Below are 15855 nucleotides of genomic sequence, written 5' to 3'. Positions count from 1 at the left end.
GACTTCTTGATTTGTTAGCTTAATTTGTACCACCTTCTAAAATGAAGATATGGGGAAAGCAAGGCGAGTGACGTCCCGTTGATCGCAAGACAGGCCACTACCTTGCCATTATGTAAGCTTTTTCGCACGTGGCTTGACAATTTGTCTTAAAAAAACAAGTGAGATCAAAAATAGATCAGCATCGAAAAATCCTCGCTATCTGTGCAGATGCGAGGATTTCCATTCATATCGTTATGCTATGCTACCTTAAATGTACCTGTAATTTCCTGAAGCTCCTGTGCCAATATATTTAGAGATTGGGTTGAAGCTGAAATTTCCTCCATTGTAGCCAACTGCTCCTCAGAGGAAGCGGCAACCAACTGTGAGTTCCCAGCTGTTTCTTTGGAAATCCGTTCAAACTCAGAAACAGTAGCAGAGATCTCTTCGGAACTGGCTGACATCTCTTCTGCCAAAGCTGATACCTCTTGAATTTGATCGGTGACGTGCTGGATTTTGTTTACTATTTTCTGGAATGATTCACCTGCCTCGTGGACGACACTGATCCCAGATTGAACATTTTGGTTTACTTTACTCATCGTGCCTACGGCATGGTTCGTATTGTTTTGAATCTCGTGAACCAAGTGTGCAATCTGTTTTGCTGATTCCTCCGATTGTTCAGCAAGCTTTCTTACTTCATCAGCCACAACAGCAAAACCTCTTCCATTCTCTCCCGCTCTGGCAGCTTCAATCGCTGCGTTTAACGCCAATAAATTGGTCTGCGAGGCGATGCCGGTAATCACATCTACGATTTTGACAATCTCTTCAGAGCGTTCACCCAAGAATTTTATGACATTGGTTGAGGTATCTACAGCCTCCTTGATTGAGTCCATCTGCTCGACAGCTTCTCGAATCGAAGTATTTCCTTGTATCGCTTCCTCGGAAGCCTCTGTGGAGGAGGCAGAAACCGTATAGGCTGATTCTGCAATTTTTTGGATGCCTACTGCCATTTCTTCCACGGATCGCGCACTCTCCTCTGACCCGTGAAGCTGTTGCTCCGCGCCATTGGCTACTTCCTGAATCGCCGTTGTAATGACAGTAGTGGCTTCCGCTGTTTGTTCCGCGCTAGCTGCCAACTCTTCCGAGCTCCCTGCTAAGGAAAGGGCATTGTCGTTAATTTTGCTGACAACGGTACGCAGTCCAGCGATCATTTGATTAAAATCTTTGGTAAGTGTCCCAATTTCGTCCCTGGATTGATATTCTCCGAATACAGTTAGGTCGCCAGCTTGGGCCCGGCTCATCAGTTCCTGTATTTTTTTTACCGGTTTTGTAATCATATTGCTAATGACAACACCTATTACCGCTAGTAGAATGACAAACACGATGACAGCAACAAGCATGAAAGTAGCTTCAGTTTCGGCATTTTGCTTGTTTTCTGCATTGACCTTCCTTGTATCATCGGTCATGTAGTCCGAGAATTCCTTCATCACATCGAAGGTCTCTTGCTGCACAGCGCGGACTTTTGTTAGGTAATACTGATAGGCTTCCGCGTTCCTGTTGGTTGTAGCAAGTTCTATTGTTTTATTTCGTTCAGTAACGTAAGTGTCATACAATCCCTTGAATTTCTTGAACAGCTCGCTTTTCTTCTGATCGAAAGCGATGTTGTCCAGATCGGCTATTACTTTTGCATTATCATTTTTCACTTGTTCAATATTGTCTATTAATTCTTTATTCCTTTTCTGGTCTGTGGTAACCATTAGTTCCATAAAATAAGAGGCATTGGTCTGCATATTGGTGCGGATCTTGCTGATCGACTCGACAGCATAAAAGTTTTCGTTATACAACGTTTCCGAGCTTTCGGCCACATCTCTTGTGGAAATGTACCCAACCCCTCCGACTGCGATCAACATCATTAATGCTAGGACAATAAGCGTAAAGATTTTGTAATACAACTTCAAATTTCGAAAGAACATCTGCTCTCACCTTTCTTATGAAAATACGATATGCTTGTTGTTTTCCGCTATTTTTGAAACTTTAAACATTTTCGTAGACTGTTAAAGTCGATAACACCGACGGATAGAAGCAACGGCTGACCGAGGAAGGCATTTTTTTACCTGACTAGTTTGGGGTATGTTAGCATTCGGATAAGCGGACAGTCGATTTCATCAAGATCATCAATTATACGTATGTAGACGTCCTTATCGCGGGATGGAGCAAACGTGATTTCGGATGGCTTGCACACTATAACGGTCGACCTGCAGGTGTCATTGAGCTTGGTGTGTCGCCTACGCATAAGGGTGGGGGGCAAATGGAATTGGTCAGTTAGGAAATGGAACGAAGACTTCCACTGCAGTTCCTATCGAAATTACAAATTTATTTAATTTTGAATCCCTGTCGGCTGGGTCGAATGTATCTCTTGGGGTAAAATCTGATGGAACTGTATGGAGCTGGGGCTTCAACAGTCATGGAGAATTAGGTATTGGAAATACAACCTATAAGACTTCCCCTGTACAGGTGATTCTTAAATAAGGTATAAAACTCACGATAAAATTATAGAAGCTCTCCTTCGGAAAAATCTGGGGAGGGCTTATCTTTTTTAGCGTAAACAGCGTCTTAAAAAGTGCGAGGCACCATCCTTATGTTTAGGGAGGTGCCTCATCATGTTATTTGGTATATTCCATAACTTCAAAGGATTGAATCTTGCTAAATGCTACATAATCTTTTCGAGCGGTGAATGGTCCCATATTGAAGTCTTTTTCAAACATATAAATTTCTTTGCCGTTACCGTCAGCGCGGTTGTTATACCAGTTGATAAAGTCTTCAATCTCAGAAGCAGTTAGCTCAAACTCTTTTTCAAGACCACTGATCATTTTAATAACAAGCAATGCGTCATTACCCGCTGGTGTTGGCTCTGGTTCAGGTTCGGGCTCTGGATTTGGAGTGTCCGGAGAAATAACCGTTCCAGTTTCATCTATGTCGATTGAATCTATCCAAAAATACGGTTCCTTAACAGTAATCTCAACGCTATGACGTGAATTAGTTAGCGACTCATTTACATATGTCACTCCATAAGCTGTTTTACCGTTTGAATTAATGTCTCCAATGTCTACACCATCAATTTTTAAGTGATAGACTCCAGAATAAAGATAGGATCGAATATTCAACTTTGTCCCAGTAAAATCAAACTTTATCTTTTCTCCGACAGTCTTGCTCGCCATTGAGTTACCACTTGTCTTTCCAGTGTATGTAGGGGCTGTTGTGTCCATAAACCAGGAAGACCCATGATATTGAATGTTTGGATCTGTATCTGGTTTGTTGAATTCATAGCGTTGCCATCCGTCTTCAACTTTTGGCAATACATCTCCATATTGAGCAGCATAAGTAGTTAGTGGCAATAGTAAACATAGAATTGCCGAAATCCCCAAACCCTTGATTAATGAAGTAATTTTCATAAGTTCACTTTCCCTTTCTATAAAAACATAAATCTTCTATAAATCACGTGAAAACTATATCACTAATGTTAAATGTTAACAAAACAAATGCTGGAAAATTATCACCCTGATAATTTTCCAGCATTTGTTTTAGTGGATTCACGTTCATGCCTAAACAGCCATATCATGATCAAAGGCATTTGCATAGTATGCATCACGTGCATTTATTAGCCTTTATTGGTGTTTGGAGTGAAGCATTTCGATCAGGGAATGGCTGACAGTATTCCTATAAGAAAGGGTGAATCCAAATTGGCCTGCCCATTTTTTCAGCCATCAGTCGAATATAATACGGGAGGAACCTCTCCTTCCAGCATTACTTCTGCCGATTTTAACAGAGACGGTCGCATAGACTTGGCCGTAGTGGATATTGGGTCCAATGATGTTTCCATTCTTCTGAACAATGGGTCCGGCGTATTTTCCATATCACAAACGATACCCTTCAGTACTTTGTTTCCGGGGTCTGTACTAGGTCAAATTGCAGCAGCTGATTTCAATGGAGATGGTTCTATAGATTTGGCTGTTACAGATCAATCTTCCAATAACCGCGTTTTTATCCTTTTCAATAACGGAGATGGCACCTTTGCTTCACCTGTAGCCTACAGTACCGGTGTGTTTCCTGCTGTTTCCGAATCTTTTGCTATTGCTGTAGGTGACTTTGATGGTGTGAGCGGTTTAGACTTAGCCATAGCAAATAGGGGCCAACTTGCAGGAACTAGTTTTATTACTGTCTTGTTGAATGATGGATCAGGTGTATTTAGCATGGCGCCAGGAAGTCCTTTTGACACGAACCCTGGATTGGCCCCAACTGATATTGTAGCGGCTGACTATAATGGAGATGGCAAGCTTGATCTGGCCACTGCCAATCGAGACACCAATGATGTAACAGTGTTTAGAGGGAATGGAAACGGTACGTTCCAAACTCCTGGAGTGAGTTTCTCTGTACTTCCCGGTGGCTCATCCCCCAGTAGCCTTGTATCTGCTGAATTAAATGGTGATCAGTTTATTGATATCGCTGTCGCAAATAACGCAACGAGTAATGTAACCGTCTTTCTAAACGATGGATTCGGTTCTTTTACAGAAGCAGCAGGAAGTCCCTTTACCTTGGGCACTGATGCATTTCCATTTGATATAACAGCGGCTGACTTTAATTGTGATGGAGCCATTGATTTGGCTACCCCAAATGCAGGTTCTGATAATGTTTCTATTCTCATAAACAACGGAACAGGCGGGTTCTCGACTCCCTTTCAGTTCCCTACAGGAGCAGGTCCTTTCAGTATTACAGCGGCTGATTTTAACGGAGACGGAAGAATTGACATTGCTACTGCAAACGAGGATTCGAGCAATGTTTCAGTTTTGCTCAATGGCTGCGTGCAGCCACCAACCTGCCCGCCTGACATGGTCGTACCCTGCCCTATTGTAAACTATCCAACACCTGTTGCCACCTGCCCCGGAGTCACTGTTACCTGTTCTCCGCCTTCCGGCTCACTTTTTCCAGTGGGAGATACTGTTGTCACCTGTACGGCACAAGATATATTTGGGAATACGGAAGTATGTTCATTTACCATCACGGTTATTGACGAACCTCCAACCATCACTTGTCCTGAGGACATCACAGTCCTTGTTTTACCCGGGCAAACGTCCGCTACTGTTACGTATGAAGTCACTGCCACTGATACTTGTGGGGTAACCTCTATTACCTGTCATGGGATCACACGGTCCTTTTCCCCTCCTGCACCAATTGCAGTTGCAACTTTTACCATGGAGTTTCCTGTAGGAATGACAATGCTCACCTGCACAGCCAGGGATCAGTCAGGAAATATGGCCTCCTGCAGCTTTGTGGTTACCGTTACTTCTGGAGTCTCCAACAGTATTCAGCCAGAAATCATTCGAGTAAAAAAAGAGTATGATTGGGTAGTCTTTCAATCAAATTTTAGGCTCATCCTGGATTTAAATAACAGTCACGATGATCAAGATAAACAAAAATGATGGAACTATATAGGGGAATATTTACTGCTTCATTTCTTTAATCGGTATGGAACCGTAGCAATTTTTACATCTTGGCGGGCGAATAAATACGCGCGGATTAATAAACTCGTTTGGTTGTGAAGTAAGTTATGCCACCAGCGCTTGGTAATAAACTGTGGAATCATGACAGTAACATGATCCGTCTCTGCCTTTTTCCACTCAACCGTGTCAATAAACTTAAACAAAGGTCTTATTATACTGCGATAATGTGAACGCAGGACAATCAAACGTACTCCGGGATTCCAGAGCTCCCATTTTTCCTCCATTTTTTTCATGTCTTCATCATTGAACCCGACGTAGACAGCGACAATGTCGTCCGACAAGGATTGCGCATAACTAATGGTGCTTTTCACTACCTGCGAAATCCCAGCCACAGGAATAACGATGACACTCCCTTTTGGTTCGGGTTTGTCTGTTTCCATATCAAGTCGTAACTCATTTGCCAAATCTCTATAATGCTGATTTATCTTCCTAAAAATGAAAATGACGATAGGAAGGAACACAAAAATCGGCCATACCTGCGAGAGTTTTGTAATGAAAAAGATCAGGCAAATGGTGAGGGTTGTTAGCATTCCTAAAGTATTAATAACAAAAGGTGCTAGCCACCCTCGGGGCTTTTTGGAAATCCAGCGTTTCATCATTCCTGCTTGTGACAAGGTAAACGGTATAAAAACACCGAGCGCATACAAAGGGATTAAGTTTTCCGTTTCTCCTTTAAACGCAATCACTAATAGTGCTGAAAGAATAGCCAAGAAAATAATCCCGTTTGAAAACCCAAGACGATCTCCTCGAACCATGAACATATTAGGCATAAATCTGTCCTTGGCTAACATAAAGGCGAGTAAAGGAAAGGCTGCAAAAGCAGTATTAGCGGCCAGGAATAAAATAAGTGCTGTAACAGCTTGGATCGAGTAATACATGATTCCTCGTCCAAAAACAGCAGAAGCGATTTGAGATACTACTGTTTCCTTCGGATTCGGTGAAATCCCATACAAATAAGCCAACAGGCTAATGCCCATGAACATAACACCGAGGATAAGTCCCATCATGAGAAGCGTTAATGCTGCATTTTTCGGTGCTGGGTCCCTGAAGTTGGGAATTGCATTGGATACGGCTTCTACCCCTGTTAATGCGGAACACCCTGAACTAAATGCTCTCAATAGGAGGAATAAAGTTATTCCTGGAACAACTGCCCCATATTGTGGGGGATGAGCTTGCACATTTCCAACCATCCATTGATATCCGCCGCCAATAATTAAGACGAGAATAGCGACAACAAATAAATAAACAGGATACATTAAAATCGTTGCCGATTCTGTGATTCCACGTAAATTTAATACCGTTACGATGGCAATCATGAACAGAGCAATAAGAACGCGATGATCATGTAGAACTGGAAATGCCGAAGTAATAGCGTCTGTAGAAGCAGACGTACTAACAGCAACCGTTAAAATGTAGTCCACAAGCAAAGATCCACCTGCAACCAGTCCAGTAGTGGTTCCTAAATTGTCCTTTGCGACAATGTAGGCTCCACCACCAGTTGAATAAGCAAAGATGGTTTGTCGGTAAGACAAAATGAGGATGGTTAAAAGACCAACAACCGCAATGGAGATGGGGATAGAGTACCACATCGCTACTGCACCCAAAGTAATTAACACGAGAAGAATCTGTTCTGTTCCGTAAGCGACAGAAGATAGAGCATCAGATGAAAGAACCGCCAAAGCCTTTACTTTATTTAACTTTTCTCCGGCAAGTTCACTTGATTTCATAGGTCTACCGAGTAAAAATCGCTTGAATTCTGATATCATGTGTATTCCCCTATCTGACATTTCCCGTTAGTTTTCCCACTGCCACAATAATATTACGCAACTACATGATCAATGACTTGGCGCGTGCGGAGATGATGGTACTTTTGAGTAAAAAGAAAACGGGTTCTTGTCCTTTCGCTTCATGCTTTTGGACAAAACCCGTTGCAGTCATGTAATTAGATTCACCTGAATTTACTTTTGTATCCGTAACATCATCCGTTTACAGAATACGTTGAAACAATCGAAAATCGGATGGACTGCGGCCCGATATTCGGCAAAGTCTCAAATAACTGTACGCGTATTTATAAAAATGGCCATGCCTGCTTTCAACTAATGCTTGTTCCCAGTAGGAAGGTTCTAATGGATTCAACTCGTTTTCCATAACCATCGAATCGGATTCAACAACCCGATTTTCCTCAAGTGTATTAGCATAAGCTAAGAGGTTGATTCTTGTGTAAAAGGCCGGATCGAGATTGTCATGTACATAATGGCGGTAAGCTTGTTTCATTTCTACAATAGCATGACCATGCGTAAGGATATGCCCCAACTGCATATCGCCTTTCTCCATTTGCAGCGGTCTCTGAAAGTTATGGAGTAAGTCAAGCAAAGTCTCCGGAGTCAGCTGTAATCTTACACCTGTATTTGGTACGCCGTCAGGATCAATGACGATATTCTCTCCATTCACAGTAACAAAACCAGGACCTGATGCTGCGAAACTACTAACCATTTTCCCCATGGCATCAAACAATTCGGCAGTTGCTGGAATATGGGAACGAGAGAGCATACTCAGCAAATAGAACGTGTAAATCGCGTCATGACCAAGCGCATGGCATGTATGGCTCTTTTGGACAAGCAGTTTCATCATTTGAGCAGGAAAATCTTCGTATTCTGTGTTTGCCCGATACTGCTGTTCGTTTGCATGTTCTTCCACAACTTTATCAAGATTTTTACGAATCAAATCTTCCAACTTGGCAGGTACAAGTTTATCTTCCAAGAGTTCAGTCAAGGCAATAACCGCACACGCCCAATGTCCTTCCCATATATTGCTTTGTGATGATTCGATCATTTTTTGGCAAGCCCATTTCCTATAGAAATCGATATCCAAATCAATCACCTCTTAATCTGATAGAGCTCATTCTTTAAAAGAAGGAACCTGAATACATGATGATAGAATAATACAAATACCATAATGTCAAAACTAAAAATTGACATGACACCAACTAGATGAGAGGTGTTCCTTGATGACAACAAGTAAAACGAATCCGAAGGTTGATGAATTTTTAAGCAAGGCGAAAACGTGGAAGGCTGAATACGAGAAGTTGAGAAGTATTGTTCTTGACTGTGAGCTGACCGAAGATTTTAAGTGGATGCATCCTTGTTACACGTTTGAGAAAAAAAACATCGTTTTAATACATGGATTTAAAGAATATTGTGCGCTACTTTTTCAAAAAGGTGCCTTGTTAAAGGATCCACACGGGATTCTCATCCAACAAACGGAGAATGTACAGGCGGCCCGCCAGATCCGGTTCACCAATGTCAAAGAAATCATGGAAATGGAATCTATATTGAAGGCCTATATTCAAGAAGCCATTGAAGTTGAAAAAGCTGGTTTAGAAGTGAATCTTAAAAAGCATGAAGAATACATCATTCCTGAAGAATTGCAAAAGAAAATGGATGAAATCCCTACCTTGAAAACTGCCTTTGAAGCATTGACTCCGGGACGGCAAAGAGCCTACATTCTTCATTTTTCAGCACCCAAACAAGCCAAAACGCGAGAGGCAAGGGTTGAAAAATGTATGCAGCAAATTCTCGATGGAAAGGGATTAAATGATTAGTATATTTGATGAGAAAATGGTGAAGAAGAGGCGGGAGAACCGCCTCTTTTTTGTTATTGTATTTCGTTTTATTCGCGATATCACGAATAGTATACTTTTTCTACTTTATATAATGTCTGCTCAATGGTTGGGCAGAGATCGGCATCTACTTTGTAAAATTTCACTCGGAAGTACAGACTTTTCAAAAAGTTCTTTATATTATTTTTTTGTTTAAAGGCAGGAAGAAATTCGGAACTCTTCTCCATATCACCAAAACTTTGAATCCATTGCTCTACATAAACCTGGCTAAGTATTTTTCTATTCAAAATACGAATGATGGATTTTACCATGCGCTCATCTTCCCCATCGGAGTAAATGCGATCGGTGATGGTCATCTTTTCGTAAACCAAATCGAGGATGGTGATGAGGTCATTTTTATCCAGTTCGGGACATTGAGCTAATTCGTCTAATGCATCTGCTGCATGGGCTATGGCATGAGCCCAGCCTTTTTCTTCATCATATCCTCGATAATCACGCTCTTCTCGTACGTTATAAAAAACTTTCTCTTTGATCGCATGGATGTTCTCGCGGGAGAGAAAGGGGGATTCTCTGTGTCTCATAAGAAGGAGCGGTATGACTAGCATGGAGAAAGAGCGGGTAAAGACAGAATCTGTATTTGTTTCACCAAGTCTAAAGAGCAAATGGTTTTGATCTAGAATGATTGGTATCAGTTGTTCCAGTTCGTTTGCAGTTAGAGAATTGTCAGGAATCCAATGTGATAAGGTTGTATAAATGAGGTCATCTCGTAGTTCGGCATCCAAAGAACCAATGTGACTCATCATTTCTTGTATGAATTGGAATGTATCGGGTGGGGCTTGGTAGCCGTTATCTTTAATAAATATCAGCTTTTCTTTTACATTCATTTTACACGCTCCTACTCGAAGTTTTCCGAACTGACTTTGCGGTAAGTGACAGTTTAAGTTTCGACATAAATAGGTTATGAACCTCCCTGTACAATTGCCAGACAAGAGACCCTAAGACATTTGAAAAAAATTTAGAAGAGGACCGAACCATTTTCCGAAAGAGAGACAATATAGTGTGTAAGCTTACTCAGGAGGGCCCTCTGAATGGAAAATGAAGAGATGTATCAATTACTTATAAAAATGAAAGAGGGTGATGAACAAGCATTTCATACGATGTATGATGCCACCTTTCAGGACGTATACCGGACCGTCTCCTTTCTGGTGGATCATAAGCAAGATCGGGAAGATGTCATGAATGAAATCTATATGCAAATGTGGACATCACTTGCTAATTACGATACGAACCGTCCTTTCCAGTTCTGGCTGCATGGCCTGGTAATCCGTCAAGTGCAGAGATTTCGGGTCAAGAGCTGGAGGAGATTCCGCATTTTTGAACGCATCCGTACCTACTCCCAGGAAGAGTCTTATTGGGATGAACATACTGCGTTGATGGATGGGAGGAACCAACTGATATCCCAGTCCATACGAAAACTGACCGACAAACAACGGACAGTGATTATCTTCCGCTTTTATCACGACTATACTCTTGAGGAAATTGCGACGTTGCTCGATATTCCGTTGGGTACAGTCAAGTCCAGATATCATGCTGGCCTCCAGGCGCTTCGAAAAGACTTCGGGAATCTCCCCCTGGAAAGGATGGAAAAGATCAATGACTATTGAACGCAAAATCTATGAACATCTGCACGAAGAGGCAGAAAAGATGGAGTGCCCGCCGGCCATTTCCAAACGTATAGAACAATCCTATTCTTACTATTTGCAACGAAAAAGGAGCGAAATAACGATGAAAAAACGTTTAATTGGTGGATTAGTTGCTGCTGCGATTTTGATTCCAACTGCAGCATTTGCGGCCCCTGTTGTGATTGACATGCTTACTCGAGCACCAATGACTACTGAACAAGTTAAGTTGGATGAGGTTGGAAAAGCAACACTTGAGAAGCTATATGCTGCAATTCCCGAAACAAAATCGTTTGAGATTATCGATGCTAGCTACCTTGGAGACCCCAATGATTCAACCAAAAAGGTCCAACTAAGCATCGTCTTGCAGGAAAAAGGGGGAACCGGCAAAAAGATTACCCTCCATACAAACGGTATTACGGATGTGATTCAAGACCTGACTCAAGAGAATTGGGAGCCTAAGGAGAAACCACTCATTACTTTGCCCGATCAGGAAATCAAGGGGAAGGTAGATCAGCTCATTGATAAAGTGTATGGCAACATCAACGAGTACGAGGTTGCCATGGAGCAAATGGAGAATCCAGATCAAAAAACATTTATCTTGAATTACATCAAGAAGGGATCAGAGGGAGAGGGTTACCAAGTATTTGTTCACGGTAATACCATTAGTCTTTCTCCGGTAGCTCCTGCACCATCAAACAAGGAAGTAGAAGGTTATTTTTCCAGAGATGGTAAACCTGATTATACTGCTGATAACTTCTTAAACGATGAAAAACTGTTTTCTTTACTAAAAATGAGCCCTACAGAGTTAAAAGAAGAAATAGCAAAAGGGAAATCTGTTGTAGAGGTTGCAGCATCTAAAAATATCTCGAAACAACAAGTAATTGATGTGATCGCAAAAACACAGGCTGAAAGACAACTTCAAGATGGAAAAAATAAAGTAACAATCAGCGATGATTTACTGAAACAAATGATGAAAGCAGTTGAGCGAAAAGTCCTACGCGTCATTGAACACAAAACGGAAACAGAATGGTAGTAATAGAGAAGAGGCGGGAGAACCGTCTCTTTTTTTGTTTCAATAGGAATATTTGGTAAAGTAATCATAGAACAAATAGAGCGATGAAAAGAGGATGAACGTTGAATAAACAGGCGAATAAAGAGACAAAAGAGGCATTAAAAGTATTACAAAACCAAACAGTCATCCAATCAGCAGAATACTGGGTACAAAACGCTCATGAAGGCGGAGTTGTCCGTGGAGACTTGGTAGCATTGCTCATCCAAAACATGGCGAAAAAACTGACTGCAACAGTTCCTCAACCCGAGCCGCCAGAAAAGCCGAAGCCTGAACCAAAACCAGACCCTACCAAACCTGCCAAGCAACCGAAGCCGTGGAGTGAAATCGAGAAGCTGGCAAAGGCTGCTTCGGTTCACATAGACATTGGATTCGGCGGTACGGGTGTATTATTGAAAGGCGGCCTATTGCTGACGGCAAAACACGTATCCAAAGGTAGAGTCTCTTTCAGAGTGAAAACGTACTCTCGGGATTGGTTAAATGCGACGCTGGTTGCGGAGCACTCGGGAATAGGAAAAGATGCTGTTGACCTGGCTCTGTATAAGATTGAGCGACCGTCTGCAAAATTACCATTCCTGTCTTTGAGCACCGATCCACTTGTGAGTGGTCAAAAGCTACTGACTGTCGAAGCGGAGTATACGGACTGGATCGTAAGGACTGGTGAGTTGTGTCAGTTAAGCACAAAGCTGCAACCGTGGGAATTTGACTGCTCTGTTCCTGTGGAGAATGGCAACAGCGGCGGAGCTGCCGTCAATGAGTATGGAGAAGTGGTCGGTATTTTCGTCAACGTAACGTCTGTAGGCATCCAACGAGGTAGTATCCGGGAAAGCGTTCCTGGTGGAGAAGCAATCAATTTGCAGCACCAAGCTGTTTCAGAATGGCTTGCAAAATGGTTATAAAAAGGTAGAATGAGGCACCTTCCTGTTATAAGAAGGTGCCTCATTTTGTGATTGGTGACGGCCTATTGCGTGATTCCGAGCATTTGCTTCATATCTTCTTGGGCATCACCAATCAACTGAATATGGAACAAGTCTTGCAATACTTCCAGAACACCGGGCTGAATGAACTCAGGCAATTTTGGACCGATCCGTATATCTTGTATACCCAGGCTAAACAGGCCGAGCAGGATGGCAACCGCTTTTTGTTCAAACCAGGAAAGAACGATACTTACCGGTAACTCGTTCACTTCACACTCGAAGGCATCGGCTAATGCAGCCGCAATCGTAATGGTAGAAACCGAGTTATTGCACTGTCCCAAATCGATATACCTTGGGATGTTGGTACCTGGCACGATGCCGAAATCTACATCGTTAAAACGGAATTTTCCGCAGGAGGTAGTAAGAATGACTGCTTCTGGCGGTAAGGACGTAGCTAATTCACGGTAATACTCGCCTCCCTTGCCAGGAGCGTCACAACCAGCGATGACGAAGAAGCGTTTGATCTGTCCTTCCTTGACTGCCTGAATGATTTCAGGGGCGATGCCGAGGACCGTTTTGTGATGATATCCGGTCGTCAATGTCAGTTCCGATTCGATAGAAACCTCAGGAAGAGACAATGCTTTTTCAATGAGCGGCGTAAAATCGTTCTCTACAATTTTCGTCACATTTTCCAAACCGGTTATATCATACGAAAAGAAACGATCGGCGTAGCTGCCTCGAATAGGCATTACACAGTTTGTTGTAGCGAGTATGGCGCCGGGAAATTTCTCAAACAATTGACGCTGATCGTACCATGCTTTCCCGATGTTTCCTTTCAAATGAGGATATTTCTTCAGTGCGGGGTAGCCATGTGCAGGAAGCATTTCGGAATGCGTATACACATTGATTCCTTTGCCTTCTGTCTGTTTTAACAGCTCTTCGAGAGCAAACAGATTGTGCCCCGTAACAACGATGCATTTTCCTTCGATTTTATTTTGCGAGACTGTGATTGGCTGCGGGACTCCGAAATGATCCGTATGAGCCCGATCCAAAAGCTCCATGACTTTTATGGCGGCTTTGCCTACTTTCATGGCCATTTGCAAATGTTCGTCTAAGTTAAAATTCACATTCGTCAATGTAAAATAGAGAGCTTCCTGTGTAATCCCATCCACTTCAGGATCGATATAGCCCAGTTGTCGAGCATGTGTGGCATAAGCTGCAATTCCTTTTAAAGCAAAAATAATTGTATCCTGAATACTCGCAAGATCTTCATTCTTTCCGCAAACGCCTATGACCTTACAACCACCTGATGGAGTCTGTTCACATTGATAACAAAACATGTATAATCCACTCCTTCGATTCAAGATTTCGCTTTGATTATAAGCGGATTGCCCGGAAGGAGCTGTGATTAAAATCACAACGAAACCAAACTTTGCCTTTTATCATAGTGGATGAAGAAGATTTCCCAAGTGAGGGGTGTTGTTTATGGTACGAAAATGGCAGTTGCCGTTACAGACGTTGAGTCTTACGGTCGGTTTCATGGTATGGGTCATTCTGTCATCGCTCATGCCTTTTATCAAAGAAACCGTACCTATGAGTGCAAGCGAAGTGGCGTGGGTGACAGCGATTCCAGTCTTGCTTGGATCGTTGCTGAGAATCCCCGTAGGATATTGGAGTAACCGATTTGGCGCGAGAATATTATTTAGCATAAGCTTTCTCTTGCTGCTAGCCCCTGTTTTTTATATTAGCCAGGCGACCACTTATACAGATTTGTTAATCGGCGGGCTATTTTTGGGGATAGGCGGAGCGGTGTTTTCCGTTGGTGTTACTTCTCTTCCTAAATACTATCCGAAAGAGAAGCATGGTTCTATAAACGGAATCTACGGTATGGGGAATATTGGTACAGCGATAACCACTTTTGCAGCACCAGTTCTGGCCAAATCATTGGGATGGGCCAATACCGTACAGATGTTTATGCTACTGCTTGCAGGATTCGCTGTGCTTACCTTCTTACTGGGGGATAAAAATGAACCTAAGGTAGTGACTCCTCTTGGTCAGCAGATCAAGAGTGTCTACAAAAACGAAAAGCTATGGTTAATCAGTTTGTTCTACTTTATTACGTTTGGTTGCTTCGTCGCTTTCACCGTGTATCTCCCGAATTTTTTAGTGAGCCATTTCCAACTGGATAAAGTAGATGCAGGTATGAGAACAGCAGGGTTCATTCTCTTGGCGACACTTGCGAGACCAGTGGGAGGCTGGCTAGGAGATAGGTGGAATCCCTTCAAGGCATTGATGATTGTGTTTGCAGGGCTTGCCTTGTCTGGTATTGTCTTATCGTTTTCGCCATCGATTTTGATGTATACGGTAGGATGCTTGTTAGTAGCGGCATGTGCCGGTATCGGTAACGGAGCCGTGTTCAAATTAGTGCCGATGTATTTCTCGCGACAAGCGGGGATTGTGAATGGGATCGTATCTGCCATGGGGGGATTAGGAGGCTTTTTCCCGCCGTTGATCTTAACGCTGCTGTTTAATCTGACGGGGCATTACGCGATCGGTTTCATGGCGTTATCTCAGTTTGCACTGGCAAGCTTGGTCTTGGTGATGTGGATGTTTTATCAAGAGAAGCTGCAGCTCGCCGCTACCATTATGGAAAAGACGGGAGAGGCGATACTGATTACCGATACACGAGGAGTCATTAAAAGTGCGAACCACGCTTTTACGAAAGTGACCGGTTATGAGATGAATGAGGTGATTGGCAAGTCCCCTAATATTTTAAAATCAGGCAGGCAGAGTGCCGATTTCTATCAAAAGATGTGGGACTCGATTAAGAAGAATGGCTACTGGCAAGGAGAGATCTGGAATCGCCGGAAGAATGGAGATCAGTACCTCCAATGGTTAACGATCAGCGCGATTCTGGACGATGCAGGAGACGTCGAGTACTATGCTGGCATGTTCAGCGAGCTCGCGGAGCAAAGACATGGATAAAGAAGCTTGAACCACTTATGAAAAAAAGTCTTGGACGGACGAGTCCAGG

Annotated in this window: 13 protein-coding genes; 7 read left to right on the top strand and 6 right to left on the bottom strand. The window is 42.7% G+C overall.

Annotated features, from left to right (window positions below):
• Positions 1-236 precede the first annotated feature (236 nt).
• Positions 237-1949 (bottom strand): methyl-accepting chemotaxis protein, encoded by a 1713-nt coding sequence (locus ACFVS2_RS13990; RefSeq protein WP_390234821.1) that lies wholly within the window; start codon positions 1947-1949, stop codon positions 237-239.
• 340 nt (positions 1950-2289) lie between these two features.
• Between ACFVS2_RS13990 and ACFVS2_RS13985 the strand changes: the two genes are divergently transcribed.
• A complete protein-coding gene (locus ACFVS2_RS13985) occupies positions 2290-2505 on the top strand; it encodes a hypothetical protein (protein ID WP_390235467.1) in 216 nt (71 codons plus the stop codon).
• A 134-nt stretch (positions 2506-2639) separates the two neighbouring features.
• Here ACFVS2_RS13985 and ACFVS2_RS13980 read toward each other — a convergent pair whose 3' ends face one another.
• Positions 2640-3428, bottom strand: coding sequence for a hypothetical protein (locus ACFVS2_RS13980; protein WP_390234819.1), 789 nt, complete (start codon positions 3426-3428; stop codon positions 2640-2642).
• 228 nt (positions 3429-3656) lie between these two features.
• Between ACFVS2_RS13980 and ACFVS2_RS13975 the strand changes: the two genes are divergently transcribed.
• On the top strand, positions 3657-5453 hold the full coding sequence (locus tag ACFVS2_RS13975) for an FG-GAP-like repeat-containing protein (protein ID WP_390234816.1): 1797 nt from the start codon (positions 3657-3659) through the stop codon (positions 5451-5453).
• Between the two features lie 29 nt (positions 5454-5482).
• Here the strand turns inward: ACFVS2_RS13975 and ACFVS2_RS13970 are convergent, their stop codons facing one another.
• Together ACFVS2_RS13970 and ACFVS2_RS13965 are read right to left on the bottom strand one after the other, a co-directional pair.
• Positions 5483-7300 carry an APC family permease gene (locus ACFVS2_RS13970; RefSeq protein ID WP_390234813.1) on the bottom strand — a complete coding sequence of 606 codons (1818 nt, stop codon included), beginning with the start codon at positions 7298-7300 and terminating at the stop codon, positions 5483-5485.
• A 220-nt stretch (positions 7301-7520) separates the two neighbouring features.
• Positions 7521-8414 (bottom strand): hypothetical protein, encoded by an 894-nt coding sequence (locus ACFVS2_RS13965; protein WP_390234811.1) that lies wholly within the window; start codon positions 8412-8414, stop codon positions 7521-7523.
• Between the two features lie 127 nt (positions 8415-8541).
• Here ACFVS2_RS13965 and ACFVS2_RS13960 point away from each other — a divergent pair, with 127 nt between their 5' ends.
• Positions 8542-9135, top strand: coding sequence for a YdeI/OmpD-associated family protein (locus ACFVS2_RS13960; protein ID WP_390234808.1), 594 nt, complete (start codon positions 8542-8544; stop codon positions 9133-9135).
• A gap of 80 nt (positions 9136-9215) precedes the next feature.
• Here the strand turns inward: ACFVS2_RS13960 and ACFVS2_RS13955 are convergent, their stop codons facing one another.
• Positions 9216-10037, bottom strand: a complete 822-nt coding sequence (locus ACFVS2_RS13955; protein WP_173616461.1) for a DUF2785 domain-containing protein — start codon at positions 10035-10037, stop codon at positions 9216-9218.
• 204 nt (positions 10038-10241) lie between these two features.
• On the opposite strand from ACFVS2_RS13955, the gene ACFVS2_RS13950 reads away from it, so the two are divergent.
• The 3 genes from ACFVS2_RS13950 (at position 10242) to ACFVS2_RS13940 (ending at position 12803) form a co-directional block, all read left to right on the top strand.
• Positions 10242-10817 carry a sigma-70 family RNA polymerase sigma factor gene (locus ACFVS2_RS13950; RefSeq protein ID WP_390234806.1) on the top strand — a complete coding sequence of 192 codons (576 nt, stop codon included), beginning with the start codon at positions 10242-10244 and terminating at the stop codon, positions 10815-10817.
• The gene (locus ACFVS2_RS13945; protein ID WP_390234805.1) at positions 10807-11868 is read left to right on the top strand and encodes a hypothetical protein; all 1062 of its coding nucleotides are present in this window, start codon (positions 10807-10809) and stop codon (positions 11866-11868) included. The genes ACFVS2_RS13950 and ACFVS2_RS13945 overlap by 11 nt, the downstream gene beginning before the upstream one ends.
• 101 nt (positions 11869-11969) lie before the next feature.
• Positions 11970-12803, top strand: a complete 834-nt coding sequence (locus tag ACFVS2_RS13940) for a S1 family peptidase (protein ID WP_390234803.1) — start codon at positions 11970-11972, stop codon at positions 12801-12803.
• Between the two features lie 62 nt (positions 12804-12865).
• Here the strand turns inward: ACFVS2_RS13940 and hcp are convergent, their stop codons facing one another.
• Positions 12866-14161 carry a hydroxylamine reductase gene (hcp, locus tag ACFVS2_RS13935; RefSeq protein WP_390234801.1) on the bottom strand — a complete coding sequence of 432 codons (1296 nt, stop codon included), beginning with the start codon at positions 14159-14161 and terminating at the stop codon, positions 12866-12868.
• Positions 14162-14306: 145 nt separating this feature from the next.
• Here hcp and ACFVS2_RS13930 point away from each other — a divergent pair, with 145 nt between their 5' ends.
• Positions 14307-15806 (top strand): nitrate/nitrite transporter, encoded by a 1500-nt coding sequence (locus tag ACFVS2_RS13930; RefSeq protein ID WP_390234799.1) that lies wholly within the window; start codon positions 14307-14309, stop codon positions 15804-15806.
• Positions 15807-15855 lie beyond the last annotated feature (49 nt).

Origin of the sequence: Brevibacillus sp. NPDC058079 (assembly GCF_042885155.1) — a bacterium.
GTDB lineage: Bacteria > Bacillota > Bacilli > Brevibacillales > Brevibacillaceae > Brevibacillus.
The sequence above is the reverse complement of the archived record's forward strand: the minus strand, read 5'-3'. Positions and strand labels throughout refer to the sequence as shown.